The sequence below is a fragment of the Bacillus cereus group sp. Bce041 genome, from assembly GCF_052646455.1.
In genome coordinates this window covers 560,780-584,385 of sequence record NZ_JBQXON010000001.1, presented here as the reverse complement: position 1 = coordinate 584,385, position 23,606 = coordinate 560,780, and the positions used below count along the sequence as shown (strand labels likewise).

The following is a 23,606-nucleotide window of genomic DNA, read 5'->3' as shown; positions in this document are numbered from 1 at the left end:
TTTTATAAAGAAGATGTATTTTTAGTTCTAGCATAATCTGAAGATTGTATGCGTAAAGTGTGGGAATAGTAGTTGAAGTGAAAATGTATTGTAAAAAAGTAAGTATTTATAAAAAGGATTTGGAATGAAAATGACGTATTTATTATGTGTGTTTATTGAATTGCTGATCAACGCATTCTAAATCTTCATCAAATTTTTCATGTGTTCGCTCGATTAACTTATGGAACATATCTCCAACGTGCTCTTCTAAAACCCGAATGCCTTCCCCAGTAACGCCGCCTTTCACGCAAACCTTTTCTTGTAAGGTAGGTAATGTGAAGATTTCTTTTTCAAGTAATTTCCCCATCCCCACGACCATTTCACTTACTAAAGTAGTAGCCTCTTCGTGTGTAATATTTGTTTTATCTACAGCAGCGTTAATGAAGCATTGTAGTAAATAACTAAAGAAAGCAGGACCGCAACTTGCTATATCAGATGAAACGCGCGTTATATCTTCTTCTATTACAAGAGGTGTAGAAATGTTTTTGAATAGACGAAGTAGTTTTTGTTGCCATTCTTCAGAGCAATTATCTCCAAATGTAAATAGTGAGGCGCCAGAGAGCGCGCGATTTGTGATACTTGGAATGATACGCGCGACGTGGCAAGGTACGAGAGTCTCTAATTGTGATGGAGATATTGGACTTGTAATAGAAACTAAGCACGTTTCATCAGAAAAATGTTCAGCGTATTTTTTTAGGATAGGGTATATATCTATCGGCTTGACACAAATAAAAATAAGTTGTGATTGTTCGATTACTTCCGGGATTGTTTTTGCTATATGAACAGAAGGGTATTTTTCTTTTATATGATATGCTTTTGCAGGCGTCCGATTAATGATTGTAAGGCACGAAGGTTTGACAGCACGGGTTTCTAAAAATGCATCGATTAGTATATTCCCCATGTTTCCTGTCCCTATAATTCCTATGTTCAAAGTTTCATCCCTCCTTCGTAACAGCTTTCTCCTAAACAATATGAATGATGTTATAAATTTATGATTAGAGGTGTAAAATGATGTGGGATTTTCCGAAAAAGTGGTTAGGTTTAGTAGCTATTATTGGAACTTTACTTTTTCTTGTTTTTTGGAAAATGAATCAGAGTGTAGAACGAATGCCTATTACAATGAATGTACAAGAGAAGGAGATCGAAAAAAAGGGTAAACCGAAAATATCGGATACAAAGGAACAGAAAAGAACAATTATAATTGATGTGAAAGGAGCGGTTAGTAAAGAAGGGGTATATGAAATGAAGGAAGGAGATCGCGTAAAGGATGCGGTTCAAAAGGCTGGTGGTTTTTTATCAGAAGTAGATATGAAAAAAGTGAATTTAGCACAAATTGTACAAGATCAAATGCTTCTTTATATACCGAGTAAAAATGAATCAGAACAAGGGGTGCTTACTTCTTCTAAGGAAGATGGCAAGATTCGAATAAATACAGCGGCGAAAGAACAACTAGAAAAAATTACAGGGATTGGCTCTCGAAAGGCAGAAAGTATTTTGAAATATCGAGAAGAACATGGTCCGTTTCAGAAAATAGAAGATTTATTAGAGATTGATGGGATTGGTGCGAAGTCTCTTGAAAAGATAAAAGATCAAATTATTATTCCGTAAAAGATTGACGAAGTTTTTCTTCTTTCGCTACACTACAAGTAGACAAAAAAGTAGGTGAAAAATATGGAACGAATTTCATGGGATCAATATTTTATGACGCAAAGCCATCTACTATCTTTGCGTAGTACATGTACAAGGCTTGCGGTAGGAGCGACAATCGTTCGCGATAAACGAATTATTGCTGGTGGATATAATGGTTCAATTAAAGGTGGCGTACATTGTATAGATGATGGTTGTTACGTAATCGATAATCATTGTGTTCGGACAATTCATGCCGAAATGAATGCTTTATTACAATGTGCCAAGTTTGGTGCGAAAACAGAGGAAGCAGAAATTTACGTTACGCATTTCCCTTGTTTACAATGTTGTAAGGCAATTATTCAAAGTGGTATTACAGCGGTTTATTATGCGCAGGATTATAAAAATCATCCATACGCCATAGAGTTATTTGAACAAGCGAATGTAACAGTGAAACACGTTCCGCTAGAATATGATATTGCTGCATTAGAGGATCAAAAACGTTATACAGAGTTGAAAGAATTATTTGTGTCTTTAGAAAAAGATAATTTATCAATGGAAGAATTACAGCATGTATTCACGAAAGCAAAAATGATGCTATAAGGAGTGAGTATAAGTTGCAAGAACAATGGGGGTATGTTGCAATCTCGTTTATAATAGGGATTGCAATTGCCTTTTCCTCGTCACTTTTATTGATAGTTTTTTGCCTCTTTTTAAATGTTTTCTTCTGTTTATATCGCACTTCGCGTAAAACCTTCATTTTTTGTATTGTAGCGTGCTTTAGTAGCGTTATATACACTTCCTATGTTCAAGTATGGAATAAGCCTCTAGGGAAGCCCTATGCAGTTACAAGAGGGGTTATACAAAACACACCGCTTGTTAATGGGGATCGCCTATCTTTTCAATTTGAAGATCAGAATAAAAATATAGTGCAGTTAAGTTATAGAATAAAATCAGCTTTGGAAAAGAAAAAAATGCAACAATTATAGGCAGGGATATCATGTGTATTCGAGGGTGAGAGGAAAGAACCGGAAACAGCTCGGAATTTTCATGGTTTTAATTACCGTGATTATTTATACAAGCAACATATTCATTTCACATTTGAGGCTACATATATTTCTGAATGCTATAAAACATCATTGTCGCTCACGCAATGGATTCTTCTTTTAAGGCAACAAGCAATCTCGAAAGTTACAGAAATGTTTCCAGAGCAATCAGGTGCTTTTATGAATGCATTACTCTTTGGTGATAGACAACAAATGACGTTTGAAGTGGAAGAGCAATATCAACAATTTGGTCTTGTACATTTGTTAGCAATTTCAGGTTCACACATTGTATTGTTGATGGTGATAGTATATTTTATTTTGCTAAGAAGCGGTGCGACGAGGGAGGTAGCAACAATTTGCCTTATCATTTGTATTCCTTTGTATATGGTTTTAGCAGGGGCTTCACCCTCTGTTATAAGAGCTTCTATAACAGGGGTTTTGATGTTGATTGCTTTTATGTGCTCGATTCGTTTATCTAGTTTAGATGCTTTAAGTGTAACAGCTATATGTATGCTTATATATGACCCTTATCCTGTTTTTAATATTGGATTTCAGTTTTCTTTTGTAGGTAGCTTCGCTTTACTTTTGTCTGCTCCGTTATTGTTAGGGAGTAGCAACGGAGTAATCCGAAATTCTATTTATATTTCTATCATTTCACAGCTCGTTAGTACTCCGATTTTGTTATATCACTTTGGTTATTTTTCTCCATATAGCATTCTCCTCAATCTCTTATACGTTCCGTTTTTATCTATCATTGTATTACCATGTAGCATTATTATTTTACTGTGTATGCCAATTGTCCCGTTTCTCGCAAAAGGATTTGCGGATGTATTATCAATAGGCTTGAGTATGTCTAATGATTTTCTAAGTTATTGTGAAAGTTTACCATTTACCCAGCTTATCTTCGGGGAAACGCCCTTCAATCTTGTAGCTGTATATTGCGCGAGTATTGTCAGTATATTGATGGTTTGGGAAAGAAGAGCGCCGAAAAAAATGGTTTGTATAGTTGCGAGTGTATTTATTTTTATTAGCACATGTCATTATGTATATCCATATTTTAGAGGAAGCGGAAGTGTAACATTTATTGATGTTGGACAAGGTGATGCAATATTAATTCGCCTTCCGTATGATAAAGGGATTTATCTTATTGATACAGGTGGAACGCTTCGTGTGAATAAGGAAGAATGGCAACAAAAAAAGCATGAATTTTCTGTTGGGAATGATGTTTTAATACCCTTTTTACAAAAAGAAGGTATTAAAACAATTGATAAATTAATCGTAACGCATGGAGATGCAGATCATATAGGTGCTGCGCAAGAATTATTATCATATATACCTGTAAAAGAAGTGGTATTTGGCCGAAAGGGAAAAGATGCAGTATTAGAAAAAGTAGTCAAGAAACAGGCATTAGAAAAGGAAATGAAAATAACTGAAGTGGGGGAAGGGGCGAGTTGGAGTGTAAATGAAGCGGAATTTTTCGTTTTAGCTCCAAAAGGAAAAGAAAAAAGCGAAAATAACGCTTCAATTGTAATATGGGCAAAATTTGGAGGGTTGAAGTGGCTATTTACAGGCGATTTGGAAGAAGAAGGGGAAAAGATTTTAGTAGAGGCATATCCAGATTTACAAGTGGATGTTTTAAAAGTTGCTCATCATGGGAGTAATACGTCATCTATAGAGCCTTTTTTGAACGTCATACAGCCTCGTGTAGCGATTATATCTGTTGGTAAGCAGAATAGGTATGGACACCCGCATAAAGAAGTGATAGAGCGTTTTGAGAAGATGGGGAGTGCGATATGGCGCACGGACAAGCAAGGTGCTATTTCCTATGTTTTTAAAGGGGAAAATGGAACCTTTAAAAGTAAAATCACATATGATAAAACACATAATAGATGAAAAAGAGAAGACTGCCACTTCATGGCAGTCTTTAAGAACCGATAAATTTAATAACAGTTGCAATGATGAAAAGTGTTGCGAAAAAACCAAATGAGACGATAAATCCTACCCCTGAATCAATAGCGTCATTGCGTTTACTTTGAACGTTTTGTTCAAAATCATTCATTTAGAATCCCTCCCCAACATTCCACTTTAGTATAAAATATTGTCAGAAAAAAATCTACAATTTCCATATGAAGAGAAAACGAGCTTTTTTGCTACTTTTAAATCAAGAAGTAATGTGAGTTTTTCGTTTCCAAGCATGTTAACAGTTGGCACTTATACTCAAATTTTTATTGCGAATAATAAAGGGAAGGTGATTACCGCACACCAATAAGAAACCCGGGGCTTATTGCGTGGCGTTTAATATAAATAAAGGGACGGGTTATAAAGCCTGTTCCTTTGTACTTGTAAAACAAAAGCTAGGGCATTAGTATAAATATATATTGCCAAGTTAGGGAGTAGGAAAAAGTATGAGTGATATACATAAAAAAATTAAAAAGAAACAGTTTGCTCCGTTATATTTACTATATGGAACGGAAGCTTTTTTTATAAATGAAACGATAAAGCTTATTACGACAGAAGCACTTGAAGAAGAAGATCGAGAGTTTAATGTTGTGACATACGATTTAGAAGAAGCGTATTTAGAAGATGTGGTTGAGGATGCGCGTACGCTTCCTTTCTTCGGAGAACGGAAAGTACTGTTAATAAAATCACCGCTATTTTTGACTTCGCAAAAAGAAAAGTTAGAGCAAAATATAAAAATTTTAGAAGAATACATTGGTGAACCTTCTCCATTTTCTATTCTTGTTTTTGTTGCGCCTTACGAAAAACTTGATGAGCGAAAAAAAATTACAAAACTATTAAAGAAAACAGCAGATGTAGTAGAAGCAAATGCGATGCAAATACAGGATGTTCAGAAGTGGATTGTTGCTCGTGCAGATGAAGTGCATGTGCATATTGATAACACGGCTGTTAGTTTGTTGCTAGAGCTTGTGGGAAGTAATGTAACAATGTTGGCGAAGGAAATGGACAAGTTAACGTTATACGTTGGTATGGGTGAAGAGATTACGACGAAACTTGTTGCAGAGCTTGTACCAAAATCCGTTGAGCAAAATGTATTCGCTTTGACAGAAAAAGTGGTGAAAAAAGATATTGCAGGTGCAATGCAAATTTTGGATGGATTATTTACGCAGCAGGAAGAGCCGATTAAATTGCTTGCGTTATTAGTGAGTCAATTCCGCTTGTTGTATCAAGTGAAAGAGCTACAGCAACGTGGTTATGGACAAAATCAAATTGCGTCTCATATTGGTGTACATCCGTATCGCGTGAAGTTGGCAATGAATCAAACGAAGTTTTTCTCTTTTGAAGAATTAAAAAAAGTGATTATAGAATTAGCGGAAGCTGATTATAGTATGAAGACGGGAAAGATGGATAAGAAACTTGTGCTCGAGTTTTTCTTAATGCGATTAAATCATATGTGATGACACAAAAAAGTTCATGTACTAAGTACATGAACTTTTTTGTATATAAAAAAACGATCCAAATGGATCGTTTTTTAAACGCCTTACGCGTTTACTTGTTTCGCTAAGCGAGATTTTTGACGAGCTGCAGCGTTTTGGTGGATAAGACCTTTACGAGCTGCTTTATCAAGTTTTTTAGAAGCAGTTTTGAAAGCTTCTTTAGCATTTTCAAGATCGTTATTAGTAACTAAAGCTTCTACAGTTTTAACAGCAGAACGCATGTCAGACTTGATAGAAGCGTTATGTGCACGACGCTCTTCGCTAAGTTTAGCGCGTTTGATAGCAGATTTGATGTTTGCCATACTTTTCACCTCCCTGGTGCAATCGAATGACTCGATTCTTACATAGAACAAGTGATATTCTATCAAACGGTGAAGAGAATTGCAATAGTATATCCATGAAATTTCACGTAAAGGAAAGAATGACCTTATATAACTTTGGGAAATCTAACGATATTTACTATGAATTACGGAGGAGATACGATGAAAGAACCATTAGATTTAAGTAAATATAGCATTAGAACTGACCTTGCTATAGAAGCCCATCAAATGTTGCAAGAAAGCCAAGAGGAACAAAAAGGGATACAGGGAGTTATTGTAAAAGAGAGAGAAGAAGAGGGGACTATAATTACAAAAGTAACAATTGATGAAGCTGCCTCTGAAGCAATGGGTAAAAAGCCTGGAAATTATTTAACGCTTGAAGTTCAAGGTATACGTCAGCAAGATACAGAACTTCAACAAAAAGTGGAGCGTATTTTTGCAAAAGAATTTTCTAATTTCTTAGAAGAGGTTGGCGTTACAAAAGAAGCAAGCTGTTTAATTGTAGGTCTTGGGAATTGGAATGTAACACCAGATGCTCTTGGACCGATAGTTGTAGAAAATGTATTAGTAACGAGACATTTGTTTCAATTACAGCCTGAAAGTGTAGAAGAAGGGTTTAGGCCTGTTAGTGCAATTCGGCCGGGGGTAATGGGAATTACAGGGATCGAAACGAGCGATGTTATTTATGGGATTATTGAGAAGACGAACCCGGACTTTGTAATTGCGATTGACGCATTAGCTGCCCGTTCTATTGAACGAGTAAATAGCACGATACAAATTTCTGATACTGGAATTCATCCCGGATCGGGGGTTGGGAATAAACGTAAAGAACTAAGTAAAGACACATTAGGTATCCCTGTAATCGCGATTGGTGTTCCGACTGTGGTCGATGCTGTTTCGATTACAAGTGATACGATTGATTTTATTTTGAAACATTTCGGCCGAGAGATGAAAGAAGGAAATAAACCTTCACGCTCTTTGTTACCAGCGGGATTTTCATTTGGAGAAAAGAAAAAATTAACGGAAGAAGATATGCCGGATGAAAAGAGCAGAAATATGTTTTTAGGTGCTGTTGGCACGTTGGAAGAAGAAGAAAAAAGAAGGCTGATTTATGAAGTGCTATCTCCTCTTGGTCATAATTTAATGGTAACCCCAAAAGAAGTAGATACTTTTATTGAGGATATGGCGAATGTAATAGCGAGTGGTTTAAATGCGGCGCTGCATCATCAAATTGATCAAGATAATACGGGAGCATATACACATTGAGGGGAACAGATGATTATCGTTTGAGTCGCTTTACGATTTTGTGTATATGTAGTGTGGCTTTATGTTTACTTATGATGATAGCAGGAGTGGCACTTGCTAATCATGGTTTGAAAAGTATGAAAGGCTATCAGCAACTGTCATATGAACAAATAGCTCATATGACAGGGACAGAAAGTACAGGTGCTGAATCAGAAATTTTGGGTAGCTCGTTTTCGGCCTCAGAAAAACAACAACAGTTAGAACGTTTAAGAAGTTTTAATGTTGTAGAAGGAATTGGGATGGCAGTAGCAAGTGTAGCTTATGAAATGACGAAGTTCGGAACGGATATCGTTGTTGGGAAAATAAAAGGAATTTTTAGCTAAGAGTAACATGGGAGGCGGTTGTTTTACTGGTTTGTAAGACAGTCGTTTTAAAATTTGAAAAGGGTTTGTCTCTTATGGTTTATTCGCATAAGATATAGATAGAATGATTTGTATCGTAAGCAGCACGAGTTTTCATTGAATCTTTGTTGCTCTATTGATATAATCAGTGCTAGTGTATATTGGCGAGACTATTAGGAGTTGAGAACATAGATGAATAAAGAAGAAAGAGCAAAAAGACAGTCCAAAATTCGTAATTTCTCTATTATTGCTCATATTGACCACGGAAAATCAACGTTAGCAGACCGTATTTTAGAGAAAACAAACGCGTTAACACAACGTGAAATGAAAGCTCAGTTGCTTGACTCTATGGATTTAGAGCGTGAGCGTGGTATTACAATCAAATTAAACGCAGTACAATTAAACTATAAAGCAAAAGATGGTGAAGAGTATATTCTTCATTTAATTGATACACCAGGACACGTCGACTTTACGTACGAAGTATCTCGTAGTTTAGCGGCTTGTGAAGGCGCGATTCTTGTAGTAGATGCAGCGCAAGGTATTGAAGCGCAAACGTTAGCAAACGTATACTTAGCGCTTGATAATAATTTGGAAATTTTACCAGTTATTAATAAAATCGACTTACCGAGTGCGGATCCAGAACGTGTACGTCAAGAGGTAGAAGATGTAATTGGTTTAGATGCATCAGAAGCGGTACTTGCTTCTGCGAAAGCTGGAATTGGTATTGAAGAAATTTTAGAACAAATTGTTGAAAAAGTACCAGCTCCGTCGGGTGATTCAGAAGAGCCATTACAATGTATGATTTTCGACTCTTTATATGATCCGTACCGCGGTGTAATTGCTTATATCCGTGTTGTAAATGGAACAGTAAAAGTTGGCGATAAAGTACGTATGATGGCAACGGGTAAAGAATTTGAAGTAACAGAAGTAGGTGTATTTACACCGAAAACTACGCAACGTGACGAGTTAACAGTAGGTGATGTAGGTTTCTTAGCAGCATCGATTAAAAATGTTGGTGACACACGTGTTGGTGATACGATTACACATGCGAAACGTCCAGCTGCAGAGCCGTTAGCAGGTTACCGTAAGTTAAACCCGATGGTATTCTGTGGTCTGTATCCAATTGACTCTGCTCGTTATAACGATTTACGTGATGCATTAGAAAAATTAGAGTTAAACGATTCTGCTCTTGAGTTTGAACCAGAAACATCTCAAGCGCTAGGATTTGGTTTCCGTTGTGGTTTCTTAGGGCTTCTTCACATGGAAATCATTCAAGAACGTATTGAACGTGAATTTAAGATTGACTTAATTACAACAGCGCCAAGCGTTATTTATAAAGTTTATTTAACTAACGGTGAAGATGTTATTGTTGATAACCCATCTAATATGCCAGATCCACAGTCTATCGATCGTGTAGAAGAGCCGTTTGTGAAGGCTTCAATTATGGTTCCGAATGACTATGTTGGAGCTGTAATGGAGATTTGCCAAGGTAAACGTGGAACGTTTATTGATATGCAATATTTAGATGAAACGCGTGTTACATTAACATATGAAATCCCGTTATCAGAAATCGTATATGACTTCTTCGATCAATTGAAATCAAATACGAAAGGGTATGCATCATTTGACTATGAGTTAATTGGCTATAAGCCATCTAAACTTGTGAAAATGGATATTCTTTTAAATAATGAACAAGTGGATGCTTTATCATTTATCGTACACCGTGATTCAGCGTATGACCGTGGTAAAGTAATCGTAGAGAAATTAAAAGAATTAATTCCGAGACAACAGTTCGAAGTGCCAATTCAGGCGACTATCGGAAATAAAGTTGTAGCACGTTCTACAATTAAAGCGATGCGTAAAAACGTACTTGCAAAATGTTACGGCGGTGACATTTCTCGTAAGCGTAAACTTCTTGATAAGCAAAAAGAAGGTAAAAAACGTATGAAGTCTGTTGGCTCTGTAGAAGTACCGCAAGAGGCATTCATGGCTGTACTGAAAATGGATGACAACTAATATTTGAAATAAAAAAGAAGTCGTTTGTGCGGCTTCTTTTTTCTGTATAATTACTTTTTAGACATCTGAGCAGCTCTCATTTACAATAATGAGAGAGCTTTTTAGTTCATATAGAGTTAGGAGATTGTTAATGTCCGAAAATATTCGAAAAGATATTCAAGATAAAATACAAAATGGTAATTTTAATTGTGAAAAGGAATTGACGCTTTCTATTATTAGTGGAAAGTGGAAAGTTGTGATACTGTGGCATCTTGGTGTGGAAGGGCCGCATCGTTTCAGTGAATTACAACGGTTATTCCCAAGCATTTCTCATAAAGTTTTGTCGAACCAATTAAAAGAGTTAATGGAAGATGGGATTGTTGATCGGACAGTATATCCCGAAATTCCTCCTCGCGTTGAGTATTATATGACGGAACTAGGCATGTCACTTTTACCGATCGTTGAAATGATGTATGATTGGGGAAAAATGCGAATGGAACAAATTCGTAATACGTTAGAGAAGTAGAGAACCCTCCGGAGTGCGGAGGTTTTCTTTTTAGAAAGGTAGGAGTTATATTTGGTACAAGCTGCATACATTCATATTCCATTTTGTCAGCACATTTGTCACTATTGTGATTTTAATAAAGTGTTTATTGAACGCCAACCGGTTGATCAATATTTAGATTATTTAGAGAAGGAAATAATAAATACGGTTCAAAAAGTTCCATTTGATAGTATGAAAACGATTTTTGTGGGTGGGGGAACTCCGACAGCGTTAAATATGGAACAGACAAAAAAATTACTCGAGATTATTAATCGTCATTTGCGTCCGTTCGCCCCGAATTGTGAATTAACATTTGAAGCGAATCCAGGAGATTTACCGAAAGAGAAGCTAAATGTACTGCTAGAAGGTGGAGTAAATCGAATTAGTTTTGGTGTGCAAACGTTCCGTGATGAACTTCTTGAGAAGATCGGGCGCAAGCATACGAGGGAAGATGCATTCCTCGCGATTCGAGAGGCACAGGAAGTAGGCTTTAAAAATATTAATGTAGATATTATTTATGCTTTGCCAGGACAGACGATAGAAGATGTAAAAGAAACATTAGATATTGCTTTTACGCTTGGTGTACAACATTTCTCGGCATATTCATTAATTGTGGAGCCAAAAACAGTGTTTTATAACTTAATGAACAAAGGGAAATTACGTCTTCCGGGTGAAGACCATGAAGCGAAAATGTATGAAATAGTAATGGATGAAATGGAGAAACACGGTTATAACCAGTATGAAATTAGTAATTTCTCAAAAGGTGACAATAAAAGTAGACATAATCTCACATACTGGAATAATGAAGAGTATTATGGATTTGGAGCTGGAGCTCATAGTTATGTGAACGGAGAACGTATTCAAAATGTTGGTCCTCTGAAGCAATATTTTAATAAAATTGATGAAACAGGATTTCCGTATTTAGATGTTCACAAAGTGACGGAGAAAGAAAGAATGGAAGAAGAGCTGTTCTTAGGGCTTCGAAAAACAAAAGGTGTTTCTAAAACGGCGTTCCGCAATAAATTTAATGTAGAGATGGATCAAGTTTTCGCGAAGCAGTTACAAAGCAACCAAGAGCAGGGATTGCTTGAAGAGGAAGATGGACATGTGCGTTTAACGCGAAAAGGAAAATTATTAGGGAATGAAGTATTCCAATCATTTTTGATTGACTAATTAAATGTTCCATAGGCGTGAAAAAGTTTCATTATTTCGTGACGTTTCCGTTGACAATTGAATGTCAATTTTGGTAAGTTATTAATAGATTTAGCACTCAAAGACAAAGAGTGCTAACAGAGGTGATGATGAGATGCTTACGGAACGTCAGCTCTTAATTTTACAAACAATTATTGATGACTTTATTGGATCAGCGCAGCCCGTTGGGTCTAGAACGTTGGCTAAAAAAGATGAAATCACATTTAGTTCAGCTACTATTCGAAATGAAATGGCGGACTTAGAAGAATTAGGTTTTATTGAAAAAACGCACAGTTCTTCTGGACGTGTTCCTTCTGAGAAAGGCTACCGATTTTATGTAGACCATCTTTTAGCGCCGCAAAACTTACCGAACGCTGAAATTGTACAAATTAAAGATTTATTTGCTGAAAGAATTTTTGAAGCGGAAAAAATTGCACAGCAATCTGCTCAAATTTTATCAGAACTTACGAATTATACGGCAATTGTTCTTGGACCGAAGTTAAGTACAAATAAACTTAAAAATGTACAAATTGTGCCGCTTGATCGTCAAACTGCAGTCGCTATTATTGTAACCGATACAGGGCATGTACAAAGTAAAACGATTACCGTTCCGGAATCTGTTGATTTATCAGATTTAGAAAAAATGGTTAATATTTTAAATGAAAAGCTATCTGGCGTACCGATGGAAGAACTTCATAATAAAATCTTTAAGGAAATTGTTACAGTTTTACGTGGGTATGTTCATAATTACGATAGTGCAATAAAAATGTTGGATGGTACATTTCAAGTTCCGTTATCGGAAAAGATATACTTTGGAGGAAAAGCAAATATGCTTTCGCAGCCAGAGTTCCATGACATTCAAAAGGTTAGATCTTTACTTACCATGATTGATAATGAAGCCGAATTTTATGACATTTTGCGTCATAAACAAGTCGGGATTCAAGTGAAAATTGGTAGGGAAAACTCTTCGACGGCTATGGAGGATTGTAGTTTAATTTCTGCAACATATTCGATCGGCGAAGAGCAACTTGGAACAATTGCTATTTTAGGTCCTACGAGAATGCAATATTCTCGTGTAATTAGTTTGTTACAGTTATTTACGAGACAATTTACTGATGGGCTTAAAAAGTAAATGAGAGTAATACATTCGCTCAAGTGATGAAATTTTCATTGCTGTGTGTAATATATAATGATTAGGTAATCATGCTATGCATGATACCTAATACCTTTTAAGGAGGTGAATATTGTGGAAGAGCGTAACGAACAAGTGGTAGAAGAAGTAAAAGAAGCGCAAGTTGAAGAAGCTGTCACGCCAGAAAACAGTGAAGAAACTGTAGAAGAAAAAAGTGAGGCTGCTCTTTTACAAGAAAAAGTAGATGAGTTACAAGCGAAACTAACGGAAACGGAAGGTCGCACATTACGTCTACAAGCTGATTTTGAAAATTATAAGCGCCGTGTCCAAATGGATAAACAGGCTGCTGAAAAATATAGAGCACAAAGTCTAGTTTCAGACATCTTGCCAGCTCTTGATAATTTTGAAAGAGCAATGCAAGTGGAAGCGACTGATGAGCAAACGAAATCATTGTTACAAGGTATGGAGATGGTGCATCGTCAATTGTTAGAAGCGCTGACTAAAGAAGGTGTGGAAGTGATTGAAGCTGTTGGTAAACAGTTTGATCCTAATGAACACCAAGCTATTATGCAAGTGGAAGATAGTGAATTTGAATCAAACGCGGTTGTGGAAGAATTCCAAAAAGGTTATAAATTAAAAGACCGTGTGATTCGCCCATCAATGGTAAAAGTAAATCAATAATTTACATAAAACTAGGAGGATTCGCCATGAGTAAAATTATCGGTATTGACTTAGGTACAACAAACTCTTGTGTAGCTGTTATGGAAGGTGGAGAACCAAAGGTTATCCCAAATCCAGAAGGGAACCGTACAACACCTTCTGTTGTAGCTTTCAAAAATGAAGAACGTCAAGTTGGGGAAGTTGCAAAGCGCCAAGCAATTACAAACCCAAATACAATCATGTCTGTTAAACGTCATATGGGTACAGACTACAAAGTAGAAGTTGAAGGTAAAGATTATACACCTCAAGAAATTTCTGCAATCATTTTACAAAATTTAAAAGCTTCTGCTGAAGCATACTTAGGTGAAACAGTAACGAAAGCTGTTATTACAGTACCTGCATACTTCAACGATGCAGAGCGTCAAGCAACGAAAGATGCTGGTCGTATCGCTGGTTTAGAAGTTGAGCGTATCATTAACGAGCCAACAGCAGCAGCACTTGCTTACGGTTTAGAAAAACAAGACGAAGAACAAAAAATCTTAGTATATGACTTAGGTGGCGGTACATTTGACGTATCTATCCTTGAGTTAGCAGACGGCACATTCGAAGTTATTTCAACTGCTGGTGACAACCGTCTTGGTGGCGATGACTTTGACCAAGTTATCATCGATCACTTAGTAGCTGAGTTCAAAAAAGAAAATAACATTGATTTAAGCCAAGATAAAATGGCGCTTCAACGCTTGAAAGATGCAGCTGAAAAAGCGAAAAAAGATCTTTCTGGTGTAACACAAACTCAAATTTCATTACCATTCATTAGTGCTGGAGCTGCTGGTCCATTACACTTAGAATTAACGTTAACAAGAGCGAAATTCGAAGAGCTTTCAGCAGGTCTTGTTGAAAGAACATTAGAGCCAACTCGTCGTGCATTAAAAGACGCTGGTTTTGCTCCAAGCGAATTAGATAAAGTTATTCTTGTTGGTGGATCTACTCGTATCCCAGCTGTACAAGAAGCTATTAAACGTGAAACTGGTAAAGAGCCATATAAAGGTGTAAACCCTGATGAAGTTGTAGCATTAGGTGCTGCAGTTCAAGGTGGCGTACTTACTGGTGATGTAGAAGGCGTTCTATTATTAGACGTAACTCCACTTTCTTTAGGTATTGAAACTATGGGTGGCGTGTTCACGAAATTAATCGAGCGTAACACTACAATTCCAACAAGTAAGTCACAAGTATTCTCGACAGCTGCTGATAATCAACCAGCAGTAGACATTCACGTATTACAAGGTGAGCGTCCGATGTCAGCTGACAACAAAACGTTAGGTCGTTTCCAATTAACTGACCTTCCACCAGCACCACGTGGTATTCCACAAATCGAAGTAACATTCGATATTGATGCGAACGGTATCGTTAACGTACGTGCGAAAGACTTAGGAACAAGCAAAGAGCAAGCTATTACAATCCAATCTTCTTCAGGTCTTTCTGATGAAGAAGTAGAACGTATGGTACAAGAAGCGGAAGCAAATGCTGACGCTGACCAAAAACGTAAGGAAGAAGTTGAACTTCGTAATGAAGCTGACCAACTTGTATTCCAAACAGACAAAGTTGTAAAAGATTTAGAAGGTAAAGTAGATGCAGCTGAAGTTGCAAAAGCAACAGAAGCGAAAGAAGCATTACAAGCTGCAATCGAGAAAAACGAGCTTGAAGAAATTCGTGCGAAAAAAGATGCTTTACAAGAAATCGTACAACAATTAACTGTTAAATTATACGAGCAAGCTCAAGCAGCTGCTGGTCAAGCAGAAGGTGCGCAAGGTGCACAAGACGCTGGCGCGAAGAAAGACAATGTAGTTGACGCTGAGTTTGAAGAAGTAAAAGAAGACAAGTAATTCAACTGTAAACATAATAAGTAAGATGACAAAAAGTCAAAGTCAAGCGTGCCTTGACTTTGGCTTTTTTCACGAATGAGAAGCGATGTGTGAGGATCTTAAGTTTTTCGCTTTGCATACTGTAAGTGAGGAAACTTTGTTGCAAAGCACTTTCTTTCGGTGTTAAAATTACGTTTATGTGAAAGATTCGGGGGTTGTAAATTTATGAGTAAACGAGACTATTATGAGGTCCTTGGACTTAGCAAGGGCGCTTCAACAGATGAAATAAAAAAAGCGTATCGTCGTTTGGCTAAAAAATACCATCCAGACGTAAGCAAAGAAGAAAATGCAATTGAAAAGTTTAAAGAAGTACAAGAAGCATACGAAGTGTTAAGTGATGATCAAAAGCGTGCGCAGTACGATCAATTTGGTCATGCTGGTGCAAATCAAGGATTCGGTGGATTTGGCGGCGGAGGAGACTTCGGTGGTGGCTTCGGTTTTGAAGATATATTTAGTTCTTTCTTTGGCGGTGGCGGCGGCAGACGTCGTGATCCAAATGCTCCGCGCCAAGGCGCTGACTTACAATATCAAGTCACTTTAGATTTTGAAGAAGCTATTTTTGGTAAGGAATTAAATGTGGAAATTCCAGTAGAAGATCCATGTGATACTTGTAAAGGTAGTGGAGCAAAACCAGGAACTTCAAAAGAAACATGTAAACATTGTTCAGGTTCTGGTCAAGTGAGTGTTGAACAAAACACACCGTTTGGTCGTATCGTAAACCGTCAAGCTTGTGGTCATTGTTCAGGAACTGGACAAATTATTAAAGAAAAATGTACGACATGTCACGGTTCAGGTAAAGTTCGTAAACGTAAAAAAATTAATGTTAAAATTCCAGCGGGTATTGATAATGGTCAACAAATTCGTGTGTCTGGAAAAGGTGAAGCCGGCGTAAATGGCGGACCAGCAGGAGACTTATATGTTGTTGTTCATGTAAGAAATCATGAATTCTTCGAGCGTGAAGGAGACCACATTATTTGCGAAATGCCATTAACATTTGCACAAATGGCACTTGGTGCTGAAGTGGAAGTTCCTACTGTTCATGGTAAAGTGAAGCTGAAAATCCCAGCAGGAACACAAACTGGAACAGAGTTCCGCTTAAAAGGAAAAGGTGCTCCGAACGTACGTGGATACGGTCAAGGAGATCAATATGTAGTCGTTCGTGTTGTTGTACCGACGAAATTGACTTCACAGCAAAAAGATTTATTACGTGAATTTGCAGGACAAGAAGAGCAGGATGATAGTTTATTCGGAAAGCTTAAACGTGCTTTCAAAGGGGAATAATGGAAATAAAAAATGGAGTTGGTAAATTGTGAAATGGTCAGAAATTAGTATTCATACAACAGAAGAAGCAGTAGAAGCTGTCTCTCATATTTTACATGAAGCTGGTGCTAGCGGAGTTGCGATTGAGGATCCAGCGGAGTTAACGAAAGAGCGCGAGCAACAATATGGTGAAATTTATGCATTGAATCCAGATGAATATCCGGCGGAAGGTGTATTAATAAAAGCATATTTCCCGCAAACCGATTCTTTACATGAAACGATTGCAGGTGTAAAATCATCTATTGATGTGCTTCCATCTTACGACATCGAAATTGGTACTGGAAATATTACCGTTAACGAAGTCAATGAAGAAGATTGGGCTACTGCTTGGAAAAAATATTACCATCCAGTACAAATTTCTGATACATTCACAATCGTACCGACTTGGGAAGAATATACACCATCTTCTCCTGATGAAAAAATCATTGAATTAGACCCGGGTATGGCGTTTGGTACAGGAACTCATCCAACAACAACGATGTGTATCCGTGCTTTAGAAAAAACAGTACAGCCAGGTGACGCTATTATTGATGTAGGAACAGGTTCTGGTGTACTTAGTATTGCAGCAGCAAAATTAGGTGCGTCTTCTGTTCAAGCGTATGATTTAGATCCGGTTGCGGTTGAAAGTGCAGAAATGAATGTACGTTTAAATAAAACAGATGATATCGTGTCTGTTGGACAAAATAGTCTTTTAGAAGGTATTGAAGGTCCTGTTGATTTAATCGTAGCTAACTTATTAGCAGAAATTATTCTATTATTCCCTGAAGATGCAGCAAGAGTTGTGAAGTCAGGTGGATTATTTATTACATCGGGCATTATTGCTGCGAAGGAAAAAGTAATTTCTGAGGCGCTAGAAAAAGCTGGATTTACAATTGAAGAAGTGTTACGAATGGAAGATTGGGTAGCAATTATTGCACGAAATGCGTAATATAGATTTTAGTCTATAATGAAAAGGGGAGTCTCTCACTATAAGGTGAGGGACTTGCCGTTTGTTATATGAAAAATGATAACGTTTCGTTCTTTTCGTAAGTGTTGACTTACGAAAGGAACGAAACTCTACTAAGGTGATTATATGCAACGTTATTTTGTAGAAGAGAAATATGTAAATGAGACAAGTATTCGCATTGTAGGTGATGACGTACATCATATCGCAAGAGTGATGCGTATGTCAGCTGGTGATCATATTTATTGCTGTGTAAATGGAAAAACAGCAGTATGTTCAATTGATGAAATTACCAGTGAATTTATTAATACGGCTATTGTAGAATGGGTAGAGGCGTCAAGTGAACTTCCTGTTTTCGTGACGATTGCAAGTGGACTGCCAAAAGGAGACAAGCTAGAGTTAATTTTTCAAAAAGGAACTGAGCTTGGGGCAGCTGCATTCTTACCATTTCAAGCATCTCGCTCTATCGTAAAATGGGATGCGAAAAAAGCTGATAAAAAAGTTGAGCGTTTAAGAAAAATTGTGAAAGAAGCTGCGGAACAATCACATAGAAGTGAAATTCCAGAAGTACATGCTCCAGCATCATTTAAGCAATTGCTTTCAATGAGTGGTGAGTATGATGCTTGTCTTGTTGCTTACGAAGAGGAAGCAAAACAAGGCGAGAAATCTAATTTTGCGAAAGCTTTAACGACAATGAAACCAGGTCAAAAGCTATTGATTGTATTTGGCCCAGAAGGCGGTTTAGCTGAGGAAGAGATTACAGCGCTTCGTGAACATAAATTTGTACCATGTAGTTTAGGACCAAGAATTTTAAGAACAGAAACGGCGCCGTTATACGCGTTAAGTGCTGCTTCGTATCATTTTGAATTGATGGGGTGATGATCAATGTCAACTGTTGCGTTCCATACGTTAGGTTGTAAAGTAAACCACTATGAAACAGAAGCCATTTGGCAATTGTTTAAACAAGGTGGTTATGAAAGAACAGAATATGAAAAGAAAGCTGATGTATATGTTATTAACACATGTACAGTAACGAATACTGGGGACAAAAAAAGCCGTCAAGTAATCAGACGTGCTGTGCGTCAAAATCCAGATGCAGTTATTTGTGTAACGGGATGTTATGCACAAACATCTCCAGCTGAAATTATGGCGATCCCGGGTGTGGATATTGTAGTTGGTACACAGGATCGTGAAAAGATGTTAGGTTACATCGAAGAATTCCGTAAAGAGCGTCAACCAATTAATGCTGTCCGCAATATTATGAAAACACGTGTGTACGAAGAACTTGATGTACCTTATTTCACGGATCGTACACGTGCGTCTTTAAAAATACAAGAGGGTTGCAATAACTTCTGTACATTCTGTATCATTCCTTGGGCGCGCGGTTTAATGCGTTCTCGTGATGGAAAAGAAGTTATTAAACAAGCGCAACAATTAGTGGATGCAGGCTATAAAGAAATCGTATTAACGGGTATTCATACAGGTGGATACGGCGAAGACATAAAAGATTATAACTTAGCTGGATTACTTCGTGATATGGAAGCGGAAGTAGGCGGATTAAAACGTCTTCGTATTTCTTCTATTGAAGCGAGTCAAATTTCAGATGAAGTAATTGAAGTGTTAGATAAATCTGAAGTAGTTGTACGCCACTTGCATATTCCGTTGCAATCTGGCTCTAATACTGTATTAAAACGTATGCGTCGTAAATATACGATGGAATTCTTCCAAGAGCGTTTAGATCGTTTGAAAGAAGCGTTACCAGGCCTTGCGATTACATCTGACGTAATCGTTGGTTTCCCAGGTGAAACAGAAGAAGAATTCATGGAAACATACAATTTCATTAAAGAGAACCGCTTCTCTGAGTTACATGTGTTCCCTTACTCAAAACGTACAGGAACACCTGCAGCGCGCATGGAAGATCAAGTTCCTGAAGATGTGAAGAACGATCGTGTTCATCGTTTAATTGAGCTATCTAATCAATTAGCGAAAGAGTACGCATCAGCGTTTGAAGGTGAAGTGCTTGAAATCATTCCGGAAGAGCAATTTAAAGAGGGCGACCGTGAAGGGTTATATGTAGGTTATACAGATAACTACTTGAAAATTGTATTTGAAGGATCAGAAGAATTAATTGGTAAGCTAGTGAAAGTGAAAATTACGAAAGCTGGTTATCCATATAACGAAGCGCAATTTGTTCGTGTTCTTGAAGATGATGTGAAAAAAGAATCAGCTAGCGCATAAAAAGAGCGTGCAACCGGAAACGGTTTGCATGCTTTCTTTATTTGAAGCGGTTAAGTAATAGAAGGTGGGGAGGCGTTTCATGCATCCCTGTATGAAAAAAGATGAAATGATAAAAATATAGTTGTCTTCATCAGTGAAGGATACTAGTTATTTGCATAACTTTTGAAAAGGAAATGCTTCTATTCTTCTTTTATTCTGCCAAATAGTTGACCTGAAGTGATAAAATGTATTATAATCGTAAAAGACATGCTGAAGAAGTGTTTCTTTTTGCATGCTGAAGTTAGTATGTAAGTGTGATGTTTCGGAGGGAGGGAAAGAGAATGTCAAAAACAGTCGTTCGTAAAAACGAGTCTTTGGAGGATGCACTTCGCCGTTTTAAAAGATCGGTTTCTAAAACTGGTACACTTGCTGAAGCAAGAAAGCGCGAGTTTTATGAAAAACCAAGTGTAAAACGTAAGAAGAAATCTGAAGCGGCAAGAAAGCGTAAATTCTAAGAGAGGGTGTAAGTTATGAGTCTTCTCGGTCGTTTAAACGATGATATGAAACAAGCGATGAAGAATAAACAAAAAGAAAAATTAACCGTTATTCGTATGGTTAAGGCTGCTTTACAAAATGAAGGTATTAAACTGCAACATACTCTTACTGAAGAAGAGGAAATAACAGTTTTAGCTCGTGAAGTAAAACAGTATAAGGACTCCCTCCTTGAATTTAAAAAAGCTGGTCGTGAAGACCTTGTTAATAAACTGCAAAGTGAAATTCAGATTTTAAGCGCATATTTGCCAGAGCAATTAACTGAAGAAGAACTAGTTGATGTAATCAAGCAAGTTATTTCTGAAGTTGGTGCGACTTCTAAAGCAGATATGGGTAAGGTGATGACTGCTGTTATGCCGAAAGTAAAAGGTAAAACAGACGGATCACTTGTGAATAAGCTGGTTATCCAGCTATTAGCATAAAAAAACGTCTCATTTCGTATGAGACGTTTTTTTATTGTTCTGATTAAGGAGAAACGCTATATTGCTTAAAAAGCGTTTCTGTAAGTGATAAAAACCCCTCTAGTTAAAGTTTCAATTTATTATTTCCTTGTATAATTCCGATTCTACACCTATTCTTACTTCCTTGACTAAAACTTCTTTCGCGAATAAAAGCTAAGTACCGAGCCTTCTGAAACTCAGATTGAAGTTTTATAGCTTGCTCTTCAGCATAATCCTCAAAGGTAACGAAAGAGATTCTAACTATTTTAGATTTTGCATCAGTTGCATAAAATGGCTGGATATTACTGTCGGTAACTTGTTTTATAACATTCAAAACTTCTTGACCAAAGCCGATTTCCTTTCGTATTTCCTCATTTATTAATTCATTTTTTAATGAACCCTAATATTTTTTGAAATTCATATAACAACCATCTATAAAATATTCTTACTTACAACGTAACATTCAGAGTGAAGAAATTTTCTTTTTTTTTGATTTTATCCCGCATTAACGGGTAGCCCGATTGGTGAGGATTGATTATAGTTTTACTTTATCTCAGTTGTCCAATAAATGACAACTACTTATTCTATGGTCAGTATGTCACGTCCAGAACGAATTGTAACAGGTTTTTTCAAGTTTCCCACTTCTCGCTAGGCTCAATTTCTTAATGTAACTTGTACTGATATCCTGTAGGGGCGCATATTCTTGTATTAATACTTCTATTATTAAAGGTAACATCCTCTGATCCATCATTATCCTGACAAATATGATTTCATATAGCGACTGTTTTAATTAACATGATATGAACTCTTGCAGAATATAGTTATGTTAGTGAAGTCGTTATAACACGATAGGCACTTGTGAAGAAATACATATATATGGGATGAGAGGGGGTCTTTCGAGATGAAGAAATTAGAACAAATGAAAAATTGGTTGACAAAACAAGTAGACCTACCAGTGGATGTGTTAATGGATCTACCTCGGATTACTCTTGTTGGGCAAATACATATTTATATAGAAAATCATCGGGGGTTATTAGTGTTTTCAGATAAAGAAGTGCGATTGCTTTTAAAACACGGTCAATTATTAATTAAAGGACAATCCTTTGTTATTAAAACGATTCTTCCAGAAGAGCTTTTACTCGAGGGGATAATTGAGCAAGTAACATTTTTAGAAAATGAAAAAAAAGGTGATTGAAGTGAAACTTCCATTTGTGAAGTTTTTCTTCTTTATCCTGTAAAAGTTCCGTTGATAGAGACTGATTACAGTTTTACTCTGTTTTATTTTAGTACGAGCTATTTTAATGCTTCAAATAAAAAGTAGTATATCTACTTTTAGAAAGGTAGTGAAGGTGGTAAATGAAAAATAAATGGTTTATAAAGTGGCTTGGATATGTAAAAGTGCGAATTGAAGGTAGAGGAGCGGAACGGTTTGTTAATGAATGTGTACGGAGGAATTTATTAGTTTGGGATGTTAAAAAGATAGCTGATGAAACGTTAGTTTTTTGTATGTTGTTACGCGATGTGAAAAAAATAAAACCAATTTATAGAAAAAATGAATGTAAATTATATTTTATTGGACGTTATGGTTTTCCTTTTTGGAATAAACGTTTAATTAAAAACAGTGGATTTTTAATTGGTTTTTTAATTTTCTTTTTTGGTGTGATTGCAATGTCAAATATGGTTTGGAAAATTGAAATTACAGGTGCTAAACCTGAAACAGAATATATATTGATGAAAGAATTGGATAAAATGGGTATTAAAAAAGGGAAACTACAATTTCAAATGCCGAATGTAGAAGATGTACAACGCCATTTGACAGATAATATTAATGCCATTACTTGGGCGGGACTAGAAGTAAGGGGAACGACTTATCATTTTAAAATTGTTGAAAAAAACGAACCGAAGAAAGAAAAGGAACAAAGGCCGCAAAATTTAGTAGCAAAAAAAGAAGCGATTATTACAAAAACGTTTGTAGAAGTTGGAAAGCCGGTTGTACTGAAAAATGATCATGTAGAAAAAGGACAGATTCTCGTATCGGGAATATATGGTAATGAGGAAAGTCCGACGATTGTTTCAGCGAAAGGTATTGTATATGGCGAAACGTGGTATACATCTAAGGTGGATGTCCCGTTAAAGACGCAATTCCAAGTGTATACTGGTAATGTATACAATGAACATTTTCTTAAATTTGGGGATACGAAAATAAAAATATGGGGATTTCAGCATGATAAGTATAAACGCTCTCGTACTGAAAGTGTAAAGCATGATGTGAAATTATTTGGTTTTACACTGCCGATTGCATATGAAAAAGATGTTGTGAGAGAAGAGGAAGAAGCGAATCGAGAATATACAGAAAAGCAAGCGCTGAAAGTAGCGAAGGAGATGGCCGAAAAAGAACTAAAGAAAAAATTGGATGAACATGCTATGATTGTAAGTGATAAGATTTTGAGTAAAGAGGTTGAGGCGGATCAACTAAAAGTTACATTGCATTATACTGTGGTTGAAAATATTGCAGAGCCACAACCAATATCCGAATCCGATATTCAAGGAGACTGAGT

The 23,606-nt window shown here is 36.7% G+C and carries 22 protein-coding genes and 1 pseudogene; 20 read left to right on the top strand and 3 right to left on the bottom strand.

Annotation, left to right across the window (positions count from 1 at the left end; genetic code table 11):
* Positions 1-142: 142 nt before the first annotated feature.
* Positions 143-970 (bottom strand): late competence protein ComER, encoded by an 828-nt coding sequence (gene comER / locus ACUN13_RS03065; RefSeq protein ID WP_001020554.1) that lies wholly within the window; start codon positions 968-970, stop codon positions 143-145.
* 77 nt (positions 971-1,047) lie between these two features.
* On the opposite strand from comER, the gene ACUN13_RS03060 reads away from it, so the two are divergent.
* From ACUN13_RS03060 to ACUN13_RS03050, 3 genes and pseudogenes are all read left to right on the top strand, one after another.
* Positions 1,048-1,647, top strand: a complete 600-nt coding sequence (locus tag ACUN13_RS03060) for a helix-hairpin-helix domain-containing protein (RefSeq protein WP_445423656.1) — start codon at positions 1,048-1,050, stop codon at positions 1,645-1,647.
* A 63-nt stretch (positions 1,648-1,710) separates the two neighbouring features.
* The gene (locus ACUN13_RS03055) at positions 1,711-2,268 is read left to right on the top strand and encodes a ComE operon protein 2 (RefSeq protein ID WP_000439770.1); all 558 of its coding nucleotides are present in this window, start codon (positions 1,711-1,713) and stop codon (positions 2,266-2,268) included.
* A gap of 14 nt (positions 2,269-2,282) precedes the next feature.
* Positions 2,283-4,604: pseudogene (locus ACUN13_RS03050) on the top strand (DNA internalization-related competence protein ComEC/Rec2).
* A gap of 31 nt (positions 4,605-4,635) precedes the next feature.
* Here ACUN13_RS03050 and ACUN13_RS03045 read toward each other — a convergent pair.
* Entirely contained in the window at positions 4,636-4,770 is a 135-nt protein-coding gene (locus ACUN13_RS03045) for a YqzM family protein (RefSeq protein ID WP_000997609.1), read from the bottom strand.
* A 346-nt stretch (positions 4,771-5,116) separates the two neighbouring features.
* On the opposite strand from ACUN13_RS03045, the gene holA reads away from it, so the two are divergent.
* Positions 5,117-6,127 carry a DNA polymerase III subunit delta gene (holA, locus tag ACUN13_RS03040; protein ID WP_025687678.1) on the top strand — a complete coding sequence of 337 codons (1,011 nt, stop codon included), beginning with the start codon at positions 5,117-5,119 and terminating at the stop codon, positions 6,125-6,127.
* 83 nt (positions 6,128-6,210) lie between these two features.
* Here the strand turns inward: holA and rpsT are convergent, their stop codons facing one another.
* Positions 6,211-6,468, bottom strand: coding sequence for a 30S ribosomal protein S20 (rpsT, locus tag ACUN13_RS03035; RefSeq protein WP_001274011.1), 258 nt, complete (start codon positions 6,466-6,468; stop codon positions 6,211-6,213).
* 180 nt (positions 6,469-6,648) lie between these two features.
* Here rpsT and gpr point away from each other — a divergent pair, with 180 nt between their 5' ends.
* From gpr to yqfD, 16 genes are all read left to right on the top strand, one after another.
* The gene (gene gpr, locus ACUN13_RS03030) at positions 6,649-7,752 is read left to right on the top strand and encodes a GPR endopeptidase (protein ID WP_445423655.1); all 1,104 of its coding nucleotides are present in this window, start codon (positions 6,649-6,651) and stop codon (positions 7,750-7,752) included.
* Complete coding sequence (locus ACUN13_RS03025) at positions 7,749-8,114, top strand: YqxA family protein (RefSeq protein ID WP_063220094.1); 366 nt, start codon at positions 7,749-7,751, stop codon at positions 8,112-8,114. Before gpr ends, ACUN13_RS03025 begins: the two co-directional genes overlap by 4 nt.
* A 210-nt stretch (positions 8,115-8,324) precedes the next feature.
* Complete coding sequence (gene lepA, locus ACUN13_RS03020; RefSeq protein WP_001030951.1) at positions 8,325-10,148, top strand: elongation factor 4; 1,824 nt, start codon at positions 8,325-8,327, stop codon at positions 10,146-10,148.
* Positions 10,149-10,278: 130 nt separating this feature from the next.
* Positions 10,279-10,653: a winged helix-turn-helix transcriptional regulator gene (locus ACUN13_RS03015; RefSeq protein WP_001293539.1), complete on the top strand. Its 375-nt coding sequence runs from the start codon at positions 10,279-10,281 to the stop codon at positions 10,651-10,653.
* A 51-nt stretch (positions 10,654-10,704) separates the two neighbouring features.
* Entirely contained in the window at positions 10,705-11,844 is a 1,140-nt protein-coding gene (hemW, locus tag ACUN13_RS03010; protein WP_000249433.1) for a radical SAM family heme chaperone HemW, read from the top strand.
* A gap of 133 nt (positions 11,845-11,977) precedes the next feature.
* Positions 11,978-12,994: a heat-inducible transcriptional repressor HrcA gene (hrcA, locus tag ACUN13_RS03005; RefSeq protein WP_000954941.1), complete on the top strand. Its 1,017-nt coding sequence runs from the start codon at positions 11,978-11,980 to the stop codon at positions 12,992-12,994.
* A 114-nt stretch (positions 12,995-13,108) separates the two neighbouring features.
* On the top strand, positions 13,109-13,675 hold the full coding sequence (gene grpE, locus ACUN13_RS03000; protein WP_000392711.1) for a nucleotide exchange factor GrpE: 567 nt from the start codon (positions 13,109-13,111) through the stop codon (positions 13,673-13,675).
* 26 nt (positions 13,676-13,701) lie between these two features.
* A complete protein-coding gene (dnaK, locus tag ACUN13_RS02995) occupies positions 13,702-15,537 on the top strand; it encodes a chaperone protein DnaK (protein WP_000034700.1) in 1,836 nt (611 codons plus the stop codon).
* A gap of 204 nt (positions 15,538-15,741) precedes the next feature.
* Positions 15,742-16,857: a chaperone protein DnaJ gene (gene dnaJ, locus ACUN13_RS02990; protein ID WP_000043946.1), complete on the top strand. Its 1,116-nt coding sequence runs from the start codon at positions 15,742-15,744 to the stop codon at positions 16,855-16,857.
* 28 nt (positions 16,858-16,885) lie between these two features.
* A complete protein-coding gene (prmA, locus tag ACUN13_RS02985) occupies positions 16,886-17,824 on the top strand; it encodes a 50S ribosomal protein L11 methyltransferase (RefSeq protein WP_000872097.1) in 939 nt (312 codons plus the stop codon).
* A 144-nt stretch (positions 17,825-17,968) separates the two neighbouring features.
* Positions 17,969-18,718: a 16S rRNA (uracil(1498)-N(3))-methyltransferase gene (locus tag ACUN13_RS02980; RefSeq protein WP_001190154.1), complete on the top strand. Its 750-nt coding sequence runs from the start codon at positions 17,969-17,971 to the stop codon at positions 18,716-18,718.
* A 6-nt stretch (positions 18,719-18,724) separates the two neighbouring features.
* The gene (gene mtaB, locus ACUN13_RS02975; RefSeq protein WP_000108680.1) at positions 18,725-20,077 is read left to right on the top strand and encodes a tRNA (N(6)-L-threonylcarbamoyladenosine(37)-C(2))-methylthiotransferase MtaB; all 1,353 of its coding nucleotides are present in this window, start codon (positions 18,725-18,727) and stop codon (positions 20,075-20,077) included.
* Positions 20,078-20,397: 320 nt separating this feature from the next.
* Positions 20,398-20,571, top strand: a complete 174-nt coding sequence (gene rpsU, locus ACUN13_RS02970; protein WP_000048061.1) for a 30S ribosomal protein S21 — start codon at positions 20,398-20,400, stop codon at positions 20,569-20,571.
* Positions 20,572-20,586: 15 nt separating this feature from the next.
* Entirely contained in the window at positions 20,587-21,030 is a 444-nt protein-coding gene (locus tag ACUN13_RS02965) for a GatB/YqeY domain-containing protein (RefSeq protein WP_000054562.1), read from the top strand.
* A 919-nt stretch (positions 21,031-21,949) separates the two neighbouring features.
* Complete coding sequence (gene yqfC / locus ACUN13_RS02960) at positions 21,950-22,243, top strand: sporulation protein YqfC (RefSeq protein WP_000732269.1); 294 nt, start codon at positions 21,950-21,952, stop codon at positions 22,241-22,243.
* A gap of 161 nt (positions 22,244-22,404) precedes the next feature.
* Complete coding sequence (gene yqfD / locus ACUN13_RS02955) at positions 22,405-23,604, top strand: sporulation protein YqfD (RefSeq protein WP_000792498.1); 1,200 nt, start codon at positions 22,405-22,407, stop codon at positions 23,602-23,604.
* The last annotated feature ends 2 nt before the right edge of the window (positions 23,605-23,606 follow it).

Coding starts and splice junctions, on each gene's coding strand:
- gpr (WP_445423655.1), top strand. CDS start 6,649: ATGAAAGAACCATTAGATTTAAGTAAATATAGCATTAGAACTGACCTT.
- hrcA (WP_000954941.1), top strand. CDS start 11,978: ATGCTTACGGAACGTCAGCTCTTAATTTTACAAACAATTATTGATGAC.
- dnaK (WP_000034700.1), top strand. CDS start 13,702: ATGAGTAAAATTATCGGTATTGACTTAGGTACAACAAACTCTTGTGTA.
- ACUN13_RS03055 (WP_000439770.1), top strand. CDS start 1,711: ATGGAACGAATTTCATGGGATCAATATTTTATGACGCAAAGCCATCTA.
- yqfD (WP_000792498.1), top strand. CDS start 22,405: ATGAAAAATAAATGGTTTATAAAGTGGCTTGGATATGTAAAAGTGCGA.
- ACUN13_RS02965 (WP_000054562.1), top strand. CDS start 20,587: ATGAGTCTTCTCGGTCGTTTAAACGATGATATGAAACAAGCGATGAAG.
- dnaJ (WP_000043946.1), top strand. CDS start 15,742: ATGAGTAAACGAGACTATTATGAGGTCCTTGGACTTAGCAAGGGCGCT.
- mtaB (WP_000108680.1), top strand. CDS start 18,725: ATGTCAACTGTTGCGTTCCATACGTTAGGTTGTAAAGTAAACCACTAT.
- yqfC (WP_000732269.1), top strand. CDS start 21,950: ATGAAGAAATTAGAACAAATGAAAAATTGGTTGACAAAACAAGTAGAC.
- ACUN13_RS03045 (WP_000997609.1), bottom strand. CDS start 4,770: ATGAATGATTTTGAACAAAACGTTCAAAGTAAACGCAATGACGCTATT.
- holA (WP_025687678.1), top strand. CDS start 5,117: ATGAGTGATATACATAAAAAAATTAAAAAGAAACAGTTTGCTCCGTTA.
- ACUN13_RS02980 (WP_001190154.1), top strand. CDS start 17,969: ATGCAACGTTATTTTGTAGAAGAGAAATATGTAAATGAGACAAGTATT.
- rpsU (WP_000048061.1), top strand. CDS start 20,398: ATGTCAAAAACAGTCGTTCGTAAAAACGAGTCTTTGGAGGATGCACTT.
- rpsT (WP_001274011.1), bottom strand. CDS start 6,468: ATGGCAAACATCAAATCTGCTATCAAACGCGCTAAACTTAGCGAAGAG.
- ACUN13_RS03015 (WP_001293539.1), top strand. CDS start 10,279: ATGTCCGAAAATATTCGAAAAGATATTCAAGATAAAATACAAAATGGT.
- ACUN13_RS03060 (WP_445423656.1), top strand. CDS start 1,048: ATGATGTGGGATTTTCCGAAAAAGTGGTTAGGTTTAGTAGCTATTATT.
- lepA (WP_001030951.1), top strand. CDS start 8,325: ATGAATAAAGAAGAAAGAGCAAAAAGACAGTCCAAAATTCGTAATTTC.